This is a genomic window from Paraburkholderia sp. BL23I1N1 (assembly GCF_003610295.1).
GTDB lineage: Bacteria > Pseudomonadota > Gammaproteobacteria > Burkholderiales > Burkholderiaceae > Paraburkholderia.
Map to the genome: position 1 here is coordinate 3,641,699 of NZ_RAPV01000001.1, position 14,071 is coordinate 3,655,769.

The 14,071-nt window shown below is 59.1% G+C and carries 11 protein-coding genes; 8 read left to right on the top strand and 3 right to left on the bottom strand.

The features are described 5' to 3' along the window. Positions 1-30: 30 nt before the first annotated feature. The 4 genes from B0G76_RS16940 (at position 31) to B0G76_RS16960 (ending at position 3,989) form a co-directional block, all read left to right on the top strand. A complete protein-coding gene (locus B0G76_RS16940; RefSeq protein ID WP_120293627.1) occupies positions 31-903 on the top strand; it encodes an NmrA family NAD(P)-binding protein in 873 nt (290 codons plus the stop codon). Positions 904-1,043: 140 nt separating this feature from the next. Continuing rightward, entirely contained in the window at positions 1,044-1,673 is a 630-nt protein-coding gene (locus tag B0G76_RS16945; protein WP_120296457.1) for an NAD(P)-dependent oxidoreductase, read from the top strand. A 239-nt stretch (positions 1,674-1,912) separates the two neighbouring features. Next, positions 1,913-2,488 carry a helix-turn-helix domain-containing protein gene (locus B0G76_RS16950; protein ID WP_120293628.1) on the top strand — a complete coding sequence of 192 codons (576 nt, stop codon included), beginning with the start codon at positions 1,913-1,915 and terminating at the stop codon, positions 2,486-2,488. 541 nt (positions 2,489-3,029) lie between these two features. Further along, positions 3,030-3,989, top strand: coding sequence for a restriction endonuclease (locus B0G76_RS16960; RefSeq protein WP_183082073.1), 960 nt, complete (start codon positions 3,030-3,032; stop codon positions 3,987-3,989). Between the two features lie 539 nt (positions 3,990-4,528). Here B0G76_RS16960 and B0G76_RS16965 read toward each other — a convergent pair. Then, positions 4,529-5,329, bottom strand: a complete 801-nt coding sequence (locus B0G76_RS16965) for a substrate-binding domain-containing protein (RefSeq protein ID WP_120296459.1) — start codon at positions 5,327-5,329, stop codon at positions 4,529-4,531. Between the two features lie 64 nt (positions 5,330-5,393). Between B0G76_RS16965 and B0G76_RS16970 the strand changes: the two genes are divergently transcribed. Then, positions 5,394-6,185, top strand: coding sequence for an IclR family transcriptional regulator (locus B0G76_RS16970; protein ID WP_120293631.1), 792 nt, complete (start codon positions 5,394-5,396; stop codon positions 6,183-6,185). An 18-nt stretch (positions 6,186-6,203) separates the two neighbouring features. Here B0G76_RS16970 and B0G76_RS16975 read toward each other — a convergent pair whose 3' ends face one another. Beyond that, on the bottom strand, positions 6,204-7,541 hold the full coding sequence (locus B0G76_RS16975) for an MFS transporter (protein ID WP_409076719.1): 1,338 nt from the start codon (positions 7,539-7,541) through the stop codon (positions 6,204-6,206). A 231-nt stretch (positions 7,542-7,772) separates the two neighbouring features. On the opposite strand from B0G76_RS16975, the gene B0G76_RS16980 reads away from it, so the two are divergent. From B0G76_RS16980 to B0G76_RS16990, 3 genes are all read left to right on the top strand, one after another. Beyond that, on the top strand, positions 7,773-8,555 hold the full coding sequence (locus B0G76_RS16980; protein ID WP_120293632.1) for an enoyl-CoA hydratase/isomerase family protein: 783 nt from the start codon (positions 7,773-7,775) through the stop codon (positions 8,553-8,555). Positions 8,556-8,572: 17 nt separating this feature from the next. Then, complete coding sequence (locus tag B0G76_RS16985) at positions 8,573-10,684, top strand: acetate--CoA ligase family protein (RefSeq protein WP_120296463.1); 2,112 nt, start codon at positions 8,573-8,575, stop codon at positions 10,682-10,684. A gap of 465 nt (positions 10,685-11,149) precedes the next feature. Then, complete coding sequence (locus tag B0G76_RS16990; RefSeq protein ID WP_120293633.1) at positions 11,150-12,478, top strand: FAD-binding oxidoreductase; 1,329 nt, start codon at positions 11,150-11,152, stop codon at positions 12,476-12,478. Positions 12,479-13,351: 873 nt separating this feature from the next. On the opposite strand, the gene B0G76_RS16995 is transcribed toward B0G76_RS16990, so the two are convergent. Further along, entirely contained in the window at positions 13,352-13,966 is a 615-nt protein-coding gene (locus B0G76_RS16995; RefSeq protein ID WP_120293634.1) for a TetR/AcrR family transcriptional regulator, read from the bottom strand. Positions 13,967-14,071: the final 105 nt, after the last annotated feature.

The window sequence follows — 14,071 nt, forward strand, 5'->3', positions numbered from 1 at the left end:
CCCTCTGCCCTCAATATCCGGAGAAAGCATATGTTTTTAGTAACGGGAATCACGGGAAAAGTAGGCGGCGCAACGGCAGAACATCTGTTGGCGCACGGCAAGAAAGTACGCGCGCTGGTCCGCAATCGCGAGAAGGCGGCTCACTGGGCGAACCAGGGTGTGGAACTGGTAGACGGCGATTGGAATGATCCGGCAGCCATCGAGCACGCGCTCAAAAGCGTCGAAGGCGTGTTCGTCATGTTGCCGGCTGTCTGGGCGCCTTCGCCCGATTTCAAAGAAGCCAGGGGCGTCATTGCAAACTATGTCGAGGCGCTCACCAGGGCATCGCCGCCGCGAGTGGTTGCGCTTTCGTCGATGGGGGCGAACAGAACCAGCGGGCTGGGGATGATCACGGCGCTGTCGCTTCTGGAGCAAGGATTTCGCGACCTGACATTGCCGATCGCTTATGTGCGCGCCGGCGGATTTTTTGAAAACTTCCTCTACGGCTTGCATGTTGCCCAAGATGGCACGCTCCCCGTCTACTACAACCCGACCGATCGGAAATCGACCATGGTCGCGACCAACGACATCGGCGCCGAAGTCGCAGCGCTTCTGAACGGGCCGGCATGGTCGGGGCATCGCGCCATCGAGCTCGGTTCGATGGTCAGTGCGGATGAAGTAGCGACGCAATTGGGTGAAGTCCTGAAGGTCGACGTCAACGCTTTTGCTGTGCCGCGAGCCGCGTGGCCGGCAGCGTTCGAGCAGCTCGGCGTTCCGAAGGGCCAGACGGGACCGGCCGAAGCGATGTATGACGCCGTCAACTCGGGCTGGATGGACCTCGGCGTCGAGGGTACAGAGCACCTCCCGGGCGCGACGTCTGCCCGCGATGTCTTCGCGGCGGCCCTGAAATCCGCTGCAAAATAGGTCAGCGGATCAGCGATGGGATACGATTTTGTAAATTTACTCCGGGTATTCGTACTCCTACGTGATTATGGCGGAGCAACCCAAAGAGCCCATTTCCATATGAAATGCGGCGGTCATACCAACAACTATCGAGATCGACGATGAAGGTTCTTGTTTTGGGTGCAACGGGCGGAACCGGACGGCTGATCGTCCACGACGCCTTGGAGAAGGGTCATTCCGTAGTCGCGTTAGTTCGCTCGAAGGCGCGCGCGCCCGACTTCGCAGGCGCAGACCTCATTGAGGGGGATGCCCGCGACGAAGGCGCCCTGATGCGCGCCTTGGAAGGCTGCGATGCGGTCGTCAGCTCGCTGGGCACGGGCGTTAGCCCTTTCAGCGAAGTCAGCGTTCTGACCGAAGCGACACGCGCGTTGCTCCCGGCGATGAGTCGTAGCGGCGTCCGCCGTCTGGTCTGCATCTCCGCCCTGGGGGTAGGAGATAGCCGCGGCCACGGCGGCTTCGTGTTCGACCGGCTATTCCAGCCCTTGCTGCTTCGCCATGCCTACAAAGACAAGGGGCGCCAGGAAGCCGCGATTCGCAACAGCTCACTCGATTGGGTCTTAATCCGGCCCGCGATGCTCACCAACGACCCAGCTCGCGGAAGCGTCAGGGCCATCGTTGACCTCGCCGACGTCAACGGCGGCAAGGTCGCACGCGCGGATGTCGCTCAGTTCGTGGTGGAGCAACTGGCGAAGGATACGTGGTTGAAACAGACACCTGTACTCCTATGGTGAGGACGGGTCTCGTGGATCACGTTCTTCAACCACCTCGTAGTCAGGCATACAAGAGGTCACGAATGAACAGATTGGAAGGCAAGATTGCGCTCATCTCGGGAGGCACAACCGGGACGGGGGCGGTGATCGCGAAACGATTCCAGACAGAAGGGGCCACGGTGATCGCCACGGGCGCCAACCGGAAACACTGGAGAAGGCCAAGAAGGAACCATGGGCCTCGAAGTCCACCTCATTTTTTTATGTTTACCGAAATGAAAAAAAATATTCCATCCGCGCAATTCGGCGGCAAGATCCGCGCGCTGCGACAGCGACTAAAGCTCACTCTTGACTGTACGGCAAGGGCCGCAGGGATTTCGAAACCCTTCCTGTCACAGATAGAGCGCGGATTGGCCATGCCCTCGATTGCCTCGTTGAAAGGCATTGCCGACGCGCTTGGTGTTGCCGTGCAATACTTTGTTGACGCTCCAAACGAACAGAAATTTGTGTGTCGGGGTGAGGAAGTGAGTTTCTTCGAGTTCGCGGATACCGCAAACTCGTTCGCCAGACTTACGCATAAGTCTGGCGGCCGGCGGCTTGAGGCCGTCCTTGTGAGATTCCCGCCTTATCAGAGCGGACCTGCCGATATGCCAACCAGCGCGCAAGAAGAGTTTCTTTACGTCACTTCGGGTGAAATTTCGTTGACTCTTGAGGGCAAGACATTTGTGCTCAAAACAGGGGACAGTGCGCATTACCAATCGACGCTGCCCCAAGGATGGTTGAATAACCAATCCACTGAGGCGCTTGCGATCTGGGTCGGGACGCCGAACCTACTTTAAATGTTGAAACAGAGTAATCGCAAGCCACCAATTTAGTGCGATCACCTGGGAGCCAACGATTGCGTGACCTTGAATCGCAACGCTGCGCAACCCGATCGAAGAATAGTCACCGTTCGCTAGGCTGCACTCAGCGCTCATAATGACCAAGGTGCGTTCGCGGTCCGCGTCCAAATAGGCAACTTGCGTGTTTTCCAGCAAAGTTGCGCAGCGACGATCGTCGACAATCCAGGGGCCAGCGTTGAATGTCCGTAAGTGGCCGAGTGCGGTCTCATGCACCTGGCATGCGCGGCCCTGAACGTCGCAAGGCCGCCATCGGCAGCACGCGACCCCAAGCGGTCGGTGGAACACCCAAGAGGTGAATAGCTGCTTTCGATTGCGGATTCAACCGGTCGATGCAACACAATCTGAACCCGACACTTTAGACGAGCGCACGTGTCGTGAAGACTTACTATCTCCAGATCGGTGCGCAGCATTCTTCGATCTGAACCGATGGGCCAATATAGTATGCTCACCGAAAGTAAACGCCAAAAGGACGATGACGGTGGCTGCCCTAGACTTCACGGAAATTGCCTCCCCGACCACAGGGAAGGATCGAGATCAATTTGAGCTTTTTGCGCGCGAATTCCTCACGATGAAAGGGTTCGCCATCTTGACTGATCCCGACCGAGGACCCGATGCTGGACGGGATCTCGTTATCGAAGAAACGCGAACGGGTATTGCCGGGGAAACCAAAGTTAGATGGCTGGTGAGCTGCAAACATAACGCTAATTCTGGAGTATCGGTACTCCAGAGCGTGGAAAATGACATCCGAGACCGGATCGAAACGCATGACTGCGCCGGCTTTGTAGGTTTTTATTCAACCGTACCCAGTAGCGGCCTCGCCACGAAGTTACGCGCACTGGAAAAGACATATCCAACCATCGTCTTTGATCGAGAAAAGATCGAAGCAGCGTTGCTCGCATCCCGGGAAGGGCTTCTGCTCGCGCGCAGATTTATGCCTGTCTCGTCCTCGTTGTGGGAGAAGGACCATCCAAAGGCTGCGAAGATATTTTCAGACGAGCCCTCGCTGCAATGCAAGGCATGCGGCAAGGAGCTTCTCGGAGAACATCCAGCCGGTATCGTCGTAGGTTGGAGAACCTATTCCGAAAGCTATGATCCGTCATTCAAACCAAAGCACGAGTATGTCTACTGGTGCTGTAAGGGTCGTTGCGACGATCGGCTCGAAGCGCAATATCGAAAACCAGGGCTCATCGATGGATGGGAAGATATTCCCGATCTCGTAATCCCCATCGTATACATACGGTGGGTGATGTCTACGCTGAACGAGTTGCAAGGCAGTGAGCAATATTCTAAAGAAGCGTTTGAAGCGACAAAAGAGCTGCTTCTAAACCTATTCCCGATGGTTGCACGAGAACCGTCAGCCCAGAACCACGAGCGGATCCAAAGCCTGAGTGCAATTCCTTCATTCTTAGGTGGATGGGGATACGATGGCGGAAACTAATATGCGCTCTTGATCGCCTGAAATGTCGAAGCGTCGCAGAAAGTAGATGGCAATCGACCGCAAGGCAATGGGGTGCGTCTGCTTTGAGCGGCGAACTGACGATTGAGTGTCGCTCAACGGACAGCGTCAAACGTCCCTTCCTGGCCGGCTACTGCCTTATGCCAACCGCATGCGCACCTTGAACCTCGCAGGGCAGCGATTGACAGCACGCGACCCCCTGCAGCCGGTCGCGCGGTCGCGGGTTCAACGGCAGGTATCAGAGTGGTCCGGCCATTCAAGCCGGTTTCTCCGGGACAGCAATTCGGCCATTGCCGTCGTTCGCACATCCTGGCTTGCACGTCTGCTATGCGCTACTGACCGGACGCTTACAACCTAACGGCCGCCGACGTCCTGTCTAATCTCAGCGGATGCGTGCTCTCGACCCAATCTTGCTCAAAGGTCATGCCCCCATTCACGCTCGGACAGGGCTACCGACGAAAGAAATGAGTGTCTCGGTGGCCCATCTTCCGGGGGCACCACGACGGGAGGACCAATGCGATTTATTTCCCGGGCTCGATTGGATCAAGTCCCGTCTTTTCGAATACTGCCGACGCTGTCGGCGTTCTCAGGTAAGAAATGAGGGCTGCGGCGCCTTCGCGCTCCTGCGCGTTTGTTGATAAAGCGGCGGAAATGACGCTCACCTTCTGGACTTCTTGCGGGAGCGGCCCGACGTACTGGATCCCCTGAATGGCGCGAAGTTCACTGATCTGTTGCAATCCAAGTTCGGCGTCGCCGCGCTCAATGGCCGTTCCGACCAGTTCCTTGCCTTTAATCTGAACACTCCTGCCTTTCATTTGATCTGCGATGCCAAGCTTGGGGAACAACGTCTCAGTAATATAGGTGCCGCTAGCTCCTTCCGAGAAAGCTACTGATTTCGCTGCGAGCAGTGCACTACGTAGTGTTTCCACAGTACTGACATCTGGCGTCGGCATACCCACCTGGACCGCGACACCAATTCGGGACGCAACGAGATCTGTGCGAGTGTCCGGGAGAAACTTACCCTGTCTGATCTGTTCGTCTAGCGCAGGGCGGATCATGAAGCAGACGTCCATTGCTTCGCCATTCTTAATGCGTATGGGCAACGCGTCAGTGGACGTACCGTATGAAGGCCCCCACGATATGATGAGGTGATCCCCGGTCTGCCGTTCATACCCTGGTCCTAGCTCCCTAAACGCTGCTGAGAGCGCTCCAGTTGCCAGAACATGAACGTCAGCGGCTTGCACCGCATTTGACAATAGTGACGCGGTGCAGAGTGCAGCAGACGCGGTCGCGCGTCGGAGCTTTGCATTGATGGTGACCATCGGATAATCCTTTTTTAGTAAAGCTACGGTTCTTTTCACGTTAAGCACGGCAAACCTACTTTCTATGGCGAACCACACGAATCAACAACCGCAATCGAACGCTACCCCATCGAATCGATCGCTCGAACGCGGGCTCGAACTGCTGCGCGCGTTCGGCCCCGGTGCGACACTTCTCGGCAATGGAGAACTCGCGGAACGCACCGGCCTGCCGAAGGCAACGGTGAGCCGCCTTACGAGAACGCTCGTCGAGGCGGGTTATCTCGAGCACGATGCGGCTCGCAGGGCGTACAGACTGGGCCTACCCGTGCTCAGTCTGGCGCAGGCGTTGCGCAGCGGATCCACAGTACTGAATGCTGCAGGACCGCTAATCCGCGATACTGCCCAAGCAAAGCGCATCAATGTCGGAATTGCGGGCGCCGACCGGCAAGAGATGGTCTACCTCGAGTCCATTCGTTATAACCAGCGAGCCTCATTGCGTACGATCGTCTCGGGACAACGTGTGCCGATGGAACTGACTTCGCTCGGCCGGGCGTATCTCGCCACGCAGCCGGAGGCCGAATTTGCCCACCTGATGGGCGCGTTCAAGCGTCGCGGACGGAGCGGCTGGGAGCGTCTAGCGCGAGAAATCGCTGAGGCTGTGGATGATGTGCATCGAAACGGCTATTGCGTCGCAAGCTGGCAGCCTGAAGTAATTGCACTCGCGACTCCGCTCGCCATTCCCGGACACCGGTTGTTGATCCTCAACTTTAGCGTCCGCACGGCGGCGTCAAAAGACAGCGTTGTGAGCGAACTGGCACCGGCTCTGCTGCGTCTGCGCGACGAGATCAAAGCCGAATGCGTGCGCCTCGAAAATTGAGGCCCGCAAGCGGATCTTTCACTTCCGACGCTCGCCGATCGCGCGGGCCGGAATGCCGAGCACCACGGCAAGGCCGCCGAGAATCGAGACGACCGCAACCGCATAGAGACCCATCGCGCTGCTGCCGAAGTGCGTCGATGCGTAGCCGATCACCGATGGCGCCGAAATCCCACCAAGCTGGCCAATGCTGCTAATCAGGCCAATGCCGCTTGCTGCGACCGTGCTCGACAGATACGCGGGTGGCATCGTCCAGAACAGCGACAGCATGCCCAGATAACCGGCCGTCGCGACGCAAAGCAGTGCCACCAGGATGGCTGCGTGATTCGCCGCTGCCGGCAGAAGCACGACGCCCAGCGCGGCCATCAATGCGCTTACCATGAAGTGCCACCGCCTCTCCAGCATACGATCCGAGTTCCGGCCAAGCAGATACATCACAACTGCGCCGACCACATAAGGAATCGCAGAAAGAAGCCCAATGTGCCAGTAGTTCGACACGCCGCTTTTCTGGATCACGCTCGGAGCCCAGATATGCACGACGATGCTCGCCCACGGTACGCTGAAATATGCAAACGTCAGGAAATAAAACTTCGGCTCCTTCAATGCGACCCAGATCGAACCTTGAGCGCGTGCGGCCTTCGTTTGCGCGTCGCGGTTAAGCTCCTCCAGCAGGAGGGCCTTCTCGTTGTCCGTGAGCCATGTCGCCTGCTCCGGCCGGTCCGTCAGATAGACATAGGCAAAGACACCGGCGATGACTGACGGAAATCCTTCTAGAAGGAACAGCCATTGCCAGCCGTTATAGCCGAGTAAGCCCGACATGCTATTGAGTATCCATCCCGACACTGGCCCACTGATGATGCCGGATACGCAGATCGCCGTCATGAAGATTGACGTGACGCGTGCGCGGCGCGCGGCGGGAAACCAGTAGGTGAAGTAGAGAATCACGCCCGGGAAGAATCCTGCCTCCGCTGCGCCCAGCAACACGCGCGCGACGTAAAACTGCGTCGGCGTCTGCACGAACGCGGTGCCCGCCGAAACGATGCCCCATAGCGCCATGATTCGCATGAGCGTCTTTCTCACGCCGACTCGCGCAAGCCACAGGTTGCTCGGCACCTCGAAGAGCATGTAACCCACGTAGAAGAGTCCTACGCCCAGACCGAATGCGGCGTCGGAAAGACCAATGTCACGCGAGAACTGCAGGTGCGCGAAGCCGATATTGGCGCGATCCAGATAAGCGAAGACGTAGCAAACGAAGAGGAACGGCAGCAGCCGCCAGGTGACTTTCCGGTAGATGGCCTCTGTCTGCGGTTGCGCGACGGCGCTGACGTCGATTGGATTGGAACGGGCTGCGTGCATCATGTCTCCGGGCTTGTATTGGACCGCAGGATCGTCGTGGCAAGTGTCCTGCGTTGGAATTCATTATCGGCACCGAACGCTCGATGACAATCCACCAATTCCATCCAGTGGAATTTCTCAGGCCCTCAGATGAAACGCGCTCCGTTCCACAGAGTGGAATTAGCGGGCTGTCTTGGGTGACAGGTGGGGCTAAGCTGCATGTCAGTCGACTCCAATTCAACCATCGAGACACGCATGAGCACATCCACCATTCAAGTCACTATCGACTCGCAGGTCGCCATGATCGCGCTGAATCGTCCTGAAAAACGTAACGCCATCACCAACGAAATGCGCGCCGAACTGATCGAGGCACTGGACACCGTTTCGCGCGACCGGGGGGTGCGCGCCGTAGTGTTGACCGGCAACGGCAAGGGGTTCTGCGCTGGCGGCGACATCAGCGGTATGGCGCAGCGCATGGAAGCACCCGCCGGGGAGATTGCGTTCAATGGCTGGTCCCGCCAGCAACTCGTGCATCACACGGTCAATCTGCTCTACTCGATGCCCAAACCGACCATCGCTGCCGTCAACGGCGCAGCGGCGGGTCTCGGTGCCGATATGGCGCTCTCCTGCGACTTTATCCTCGCGTCACAGGAAGCGAGCTTCACGTGGAGCTACATCAAACGCGGGCTGATTCCGGACGGTGGCGGCATGTATTTTTTGCCGCGACGGGTCGGCCTCGCGCGGGCGAAGGAACTGATCTTCAGCGGGCGCAAGGTAGATGCAAAGGAAGCGCTGGAAATCGGCATCGCGGATCGCCTGAGCGATCCGGATTCGCTCATCGCCGACGCCCACGCCTGGGCCGCCGAATTGAGCCAGGGTTCGGCCACCGCGCTCGCGCTTGGCAAGAGCATCCTCAACCAGAGCTACGAACTGTCCGCGCATCAGGTGTTTTCACAAGGTAGCCAGGCACAGGCCGTCTGCTACACAAGCAGTGAACATCGCGACTCGGTGCTCGCATTCCTGAACAAAACCAAGTGAGCACGAAGGAGATCGACATGAATGCAATTTCAAAACTGATGCGCCCGGCGAGCGTCGCCGTAATCGGCGCATCGGCGGACACAGCCAAGACTTCAGGCCGACCGGTGGCTTACCTCAGGAAGCACGGCTTCGCCGGCGACATCTACCCTGTCAATCCACGTTACGACTCAATCAATGGCCTGCCCTGCTATCCCGATGTAGCGTCGTTGCCGCACGCACCGGATGTCGGCATCGTGCTGCTCGGCGCCGAGCGCGCCCACGTTGCAGTGCGGGATCTGGCGAGCCGCGGCACGAGCGCTGCAATCGTGCTGGCGAGCGGCTATGCAGAAACTGGCGAGGAAGGCGCGAAGCGGCAGGCGCAATTGATCGAGGCAGCAGGGTCCATGCGCCTGCTCGGCCCGAATACGATCGGGCTCGTCAACCTCACCGATCGCATCACGTTGTCGGCAAGCGGGGCGCTGGAGACCGACACTTTTACAGTCGGCGGGATCGGCGTGGTGTCACAAAGCGGGGGGATTCTTGGCTCACTGTTGTCGCGGGCGGCAGCAAGCGGTATTGGCCTGTCAAAGCTGGTGTCGACGAGCAATGAAGCAGATCTCGACATGGCGGACTTCGTCGATTATCTGGTTGACGATGGTTCGACTTCCGTCATCGCGCTCTACATGGAGGGGCTTCGTCATCCGGACCGGTTTCGCCGCGCCGCGCTAAGGGCGACCGCCGCGGGCAAGCCGGTCGTCGTGTTCAAGATCGGACGCTCGGAATCAGGCGCACGATCGGCGGTCTCGCATACGGGCGCGCTGGCCGGTTCGGACCGCATGTATGACGCGCTTTTCAGCCAGGTCGGCGTCATTCGCGCCCGGACGTTTTCCGATTTGCTCGACATCCCTCATGCGCTCGCGACGCGTCGCAAGCTCTCCGGGCGACGGGTGGCGATTCTGACCTCGACCGGCGGTGCCGGCACGCTCCTCACCGACAGCCTCGGCATGGCGAACTTTGAGACCCCGCCTCCCGATGAAGCGACTGCTGCAAAGCTGCGCGCGCTCCAGACCGGCGATCATGCGGTGCTCGACCGCAATCCGATCGACGTGACGCTCGCGGGTCTGCAGCCGGCTCTGCTGCGCGGTGCGATCGGCACGCTACTCGACAGTCCGGCTTACGACGCAGTCGTAGTTATCGTTGGATCGTCAGGCCTCGCGATGCCTGACCTGATGGCTAACGCGATCCGCGATTCGCTGCCCGGGAGTGACAAACCCGTGATGGCATTTGTGAGCCCTCACGCGCCGGAGATCACGCGGTTGCTTAACGAGCAGGCAGTGCCGGCGTTCCCATCGCCCGAAAGCGTGACTAGCGCACTTGCGGCGATGTGGCAGCACGGCGAGTACATGCAACGCGCCGTGAGTTTGGACAAACAACACTCCGAAGCAGACGTCAACGTGAGCGATCTACCCGCCGGATCACTAAACGAAGCGCAGGCGAAAGAGCTTTTTGCCCGCTTCGGTGTGACGGCGGTACGCGAGCGTGTCGTCACGAACGCGAATGAAGCCACGAGCGCCGCTCGCGAGCTGGGCGACAAAGTCGTGCTCAAACTGCTTTCGAACACGATCACCCACAAGAGCGATGTCGGTGGCGTCGCGGTTGGTGTCACAGCCGACAGCATCGGGGCGCGCCTGAACCGTATGCGGGACGACGTTGAAACCGCGACTGGCGTATCCGCGAATACGTTTCTCGTTCAGGAAATGGTGGCCGGTGGAACGGAACTGATTCTCGGCCTTCATCGAGACCCGTTAGGCATAGCATTGCTGCTCGGCATGGGCGGCGTCACAGCGGAACTGTTCAAGGACACGACAATGCGCCTGCTCTCCACCGAAGTGCCGCTGTCGCGCGCAGACGCGCTCGCGATGATCCACGAACTGAAAACGTGGCCCCTGCTAGACGGGTATCGTGGACGGCCGCGCGCTGATATTGATGCCCTCGTAAGCGCAATCGTCGCCTTTGCGCGAATGGCGGTGCAGCTTGGCGGGCGTATTGTCGAAGCAGAAATCAATCCGATCTTCGTGCTGCCTGCGGGCCAAGGCGTACGGGCGGCTGACGGCGTTGCTGTACTCGCATCGGAGGCTCACGACGAGTGACGATGCTCTGGTCACCCTCGACGAAACATTCCCGCTCGCCTATCGTGCGCGTACCGGAAGCGAGGTGGCAAATCCCGCCCACATCGACCTCCCGATTGCCGATCGAAGGGCCCGGCGAGCGAACCATTTGCTACGTTCATTTCGACGAAGTGTGGTTCGCTCGCATTTGAAAAGTAGGTGTGCGAGCCCACCGGTAACCAGGGAGTAAGAGCGTGAGAATGTGGCTAGGCAGAAACCTGGTCTCGGCAACAGTCTGCAAGATAGCAATTCAAGATTTGCCTCAGCGCCTGGTGGATCATCGTTGTATCCCTTTCGGATACAACAGGATCGTCCTATCAGCGAAGCGGTGGAACATACCAGAATCGTAGCCACTATCTGCGAATGGCGAAATCGCGCTTCAGGTGCGCATTGCCGACGGTGTCGACTGCAGTGACGTACTAAGAAACGGCAACCAACGGCTATGAAATGTTAGGGATCGACGAAGTCACGGATAGCGAAGGTTTCCCCGAGCGATGCGATGTCGCGGTAGTTGGCGGCGGCATTATTGGCGTGAGCACCGCGTATGAACTGGCACGACGCGGCGTCCGGGTGGCTCTGCTCGAAAAGGGCGCCATCGGCTGCGAGCAGTCGGGGCGCAATTGGGGCTGGGTACGTCAGCAGAACCGCGACCTCTATGAGCTGCCGCTCGCGATGCAAAGCCTCAAGCGCTGGAGCGAACTAAGCGAAGAACTGGGCGAGGACATAGGGTTTCGTAAGGCGGGCATACTGTACGGCACGGAGCATCAATCGGACATCGCGCAATGGGAATCGTGGCTTGCCCGCGCCCGGGAAGTCGGCTTTAACAGCGAGATCCTCAGTGCGCGCGAACTGGCAGCGCGCATTCCGTCCGGACGCGCGAAGTGGGCTGGAGGGCTGTGGTCTGGCACGGACGGCCGCGCCGAGCCGTCGAAAGCCGCGCCTGCGATTGCTCGCGGCGCGCAAGGTCTCGGCGCGATGGTGTATCAGAACTGCGCGGTACGAAGTCTCGACACGAGTGCTGGGCGTGTCTCAGGCATCTGGACGGAGCGCGGCCGGCTGGCAGCCGACACCGTCGTTCTCGCGGGAGGCGCCTGGAGCGCGTTGTTCTGCCAGCATCACGGCATCGATCTGCCCGCCATCAACGTGATGGGAACGGCGTTGCGAACCGCTGAGGCGCCGGGGGTCATCGAAGGCTGTTTCTCCGGGCCTAACTTCGCGCTGAGGAGACGGTTGGACGGCGGCTACACCATCGCTGTTCCCGGCTACGGACGCGTGGAACTCGCGCCGCAAAACCTGCGGCATTCGGTGAAGTTTCGCACCATGTTCCGCAGCAAGCTGAAGAAAAAACTGAAGATTCGCGTCGGCGCCAGCTTCTTCCACGGACCGGAGGCAAGCGCAACCTGGCGCGACGATGACGTCTCGCCGTTCGAAGAAACGCGGGTGCTGGATCCCCGGCCTGATACCGAATGGCTCGAACGTGCCCTACAAAACGTGGCCAGCGTGTTTCCCGAGCTGGCGGGCTTGCGGATCGCTCATGCATGGGCGGGCGCGATCGACACGACGCCGGACCTCGTTCCCGTCATCTCGGAGGTTAATGCGAAACCCGGTCTTGTGATCGCATCCGGCTTCAGCGGACATGGCTTTGGACTAGGGCCAGGTGCAGGCATGCTCGTGAGCCGCCTGGTAATGGACGAGGCGCCGCAGTTCGACATTGAACCCTACAGACTGGCCCGCTTTTCCGACGGAACGAAACTGAGCAGCCCCGAAATGATGTGAGTCGAGGCCGCGAGCGGCCTATCGCGGCAACCCACTTCGGGAGATTGAACCTCCAGTACGGTTCAGCTGTATTGATTAATGACAGTCGCAATGCTGAACGTGGCAGGAGATCTTGATTGACCTCGTATGACTGAGAAGGGTCGCAAGTACGCATTCGCTAGCGGGGAGGCCGGGCATTCGCGAATGCTGACCTTCGAATGTCAGGAAAACAACCCATAGCGACCTGACCGACGTCGATACTCGAATGACGGCTAAGGCCGAATTGCGCGCTTAGCTCGTCCGTCAGGTTCCGGAGTAATGCTGCCGTTCGAACGGCATGTTTCCCCGCTCGCTCAACGGCGGGTCGTGGCCGATGGCTGTCCGATGCGGTCGGCATACGCCGCCTGAAACTCGCGAGCCTGCGATCGGCGACACGCGACCCTTCTGAGACGCTCACAACCTTGCCTCCTGAACGGTAGCTTCCGGTTGTACAACGGACGTCGACTATCGTGGGTGGTTGCGCCCGATCAAGGCGGTCGGTCTTTCAATTTTCGATTTCCTGTCTGGCGAAAAGCGCACCAGTCTCACGAATTCCGTTTCGCCGCGAAAGAGAACTGTACCTGTCGGGTGCCACCAATAATGAAAAATACGTCGTTGAAGTTGCGGCGATTTTTTCAGCAAGAGTGGCGTCGAGCAACCAGCACGTGCCAAGGAAAATGAAATATCCGTCCCGCACTGCCGCAGTAAGTGAAAAAAACTGTTGCGTTCCCATCGGCGCGCTTGGAGTCGATTGACCACGTCGCCACTTTGTTCATCAGACGACGAAACGCCCGGATCCGCCGCACATGTCAGTTGTCGTGGTCATTTCTCAATTAATTTTTGTCCAATAACCCGTCAGACGCGTCGCGGCAGGAGCACCAAGTCGGCCGCTTCCTCGGCATCTTTGAGGAGCATCTTGCGCGGCACTCCTAGCTGCGCACGCATGGTTAGCCCACGCGCTAAATCCGTGACTTGGGTTGCGCGCGCGGCGACGGGAAAGTCAGATGGGATTTCTCCCGCGATGATAGCGTCCCGGAAACGACCTTCCACCAGCGCGGTGCCACCAGCGGCCGCGTTTTGCAGGAACTGCCGGACCTCAGGGTCGTCCACAAGCGGCGCGACGCAAATCAGAAGGCAGCCCCGGGCGGACCCTTTCTCGGTCGCACTTTCGACGGCGTACCTCAGAAAGCCCGTGATCGAGTCGCGAAGACTCAGTGGTGAGAGGAGTGCCTTCGCGGCTGATGCGCCTTTCCGTTCCGCGTACGCCTTAAGGACCCGCAAGAATATCGCCCGCTTGTCCCCAAAGACGGCATACAGGCTCGGCCGTCCCACACCCATCCCGGCGACGAGATCGTCAATCGTCACTCCGTCGTAGCCTTTCGACCAGAACACCTGAGTCGCCTTTTCCAGCGCCCCTGTCTCGTCGAAGCTGCGTGGTCGGCCCCTCGGCCTAGCAGCATTTTGAATCATTTGGTTCAAAACTCCTTGACACTCGTCATCGCATCAATATATAACTGAATAGTTCGAAATTAGCAAGTCGTCCGTGGCCTCACGACTCGACCTTCCCCCTTTCCC

Coding starts and splice junctions, on each gene's coding strand:
- B0G76_RS16975 (WP_409076719.1), bottom strand. CDS start 7,541: ATGATGCACGCAGCCCGTTCCAATCCAATCGACGTCAGCGCCGTCGCG.
- B0G76_RS16980 (WP_120293632.1), top strand. CDS start 7,773: ATGAGCACATCCACCATTCAAGTCACTATCGACTCGCAGGTCGCCATG.
- B0G76_RS16990 (WP_120293633.1), top strand. CDS start 11,150: ATGTTAGGGATCGACGAAGTCACGGATAGCGAAGGTTTCCCCGAGCGA.
- B0G76_RS16965 (WP_120296459.1), bottom strand. CDS start 5,329: ATGGTCACCATCAATGCAAAGCTCCGACGCGCGACCGCGTCTGCTGCA.
- B0G76_RS16945 (WP_120296457.1), top strand. CDS start 1,044: ATGAAGGTTCTTGTTTTGGGTGCAACGGGCGGAACCGGACGGCTGATC.
- B0G76_RS16995 (WP_120293634.1), bottom strand. CDS start 13,966: ATGATTCAAAATGCTGCTAGGCCGAGGGGCCGACCACGCAGCTTCGAC.
- B0G76_RS16940 (WP_120293627.1), top strand. CDS start 31: ATGTTTTTAGTAACGGGAATCACGGGAAAAGTAGGCGGCGCAACGGCA.
- B0G76_RS16950 (WP_120293628.1), top strand. CDS start 1,913: ATGTTTACCGAAATGAAAAAAAATATTCCATCCGCGCAATTCGGCGGC.
- B0G76_RS16970 (WP_120293631.1), top strand. CDS start 5,394: ATGGCGAACCACACGAATCAACAACCGCAATCGAACGCTACCCCATCG.
- B0G76_RS16985 (WP_120296463.1), top strand. CDS start 8,573: ATGAATGCAATTTCAAAACTGATGCGCCCGGCGAGCGTCGCCGTAATC.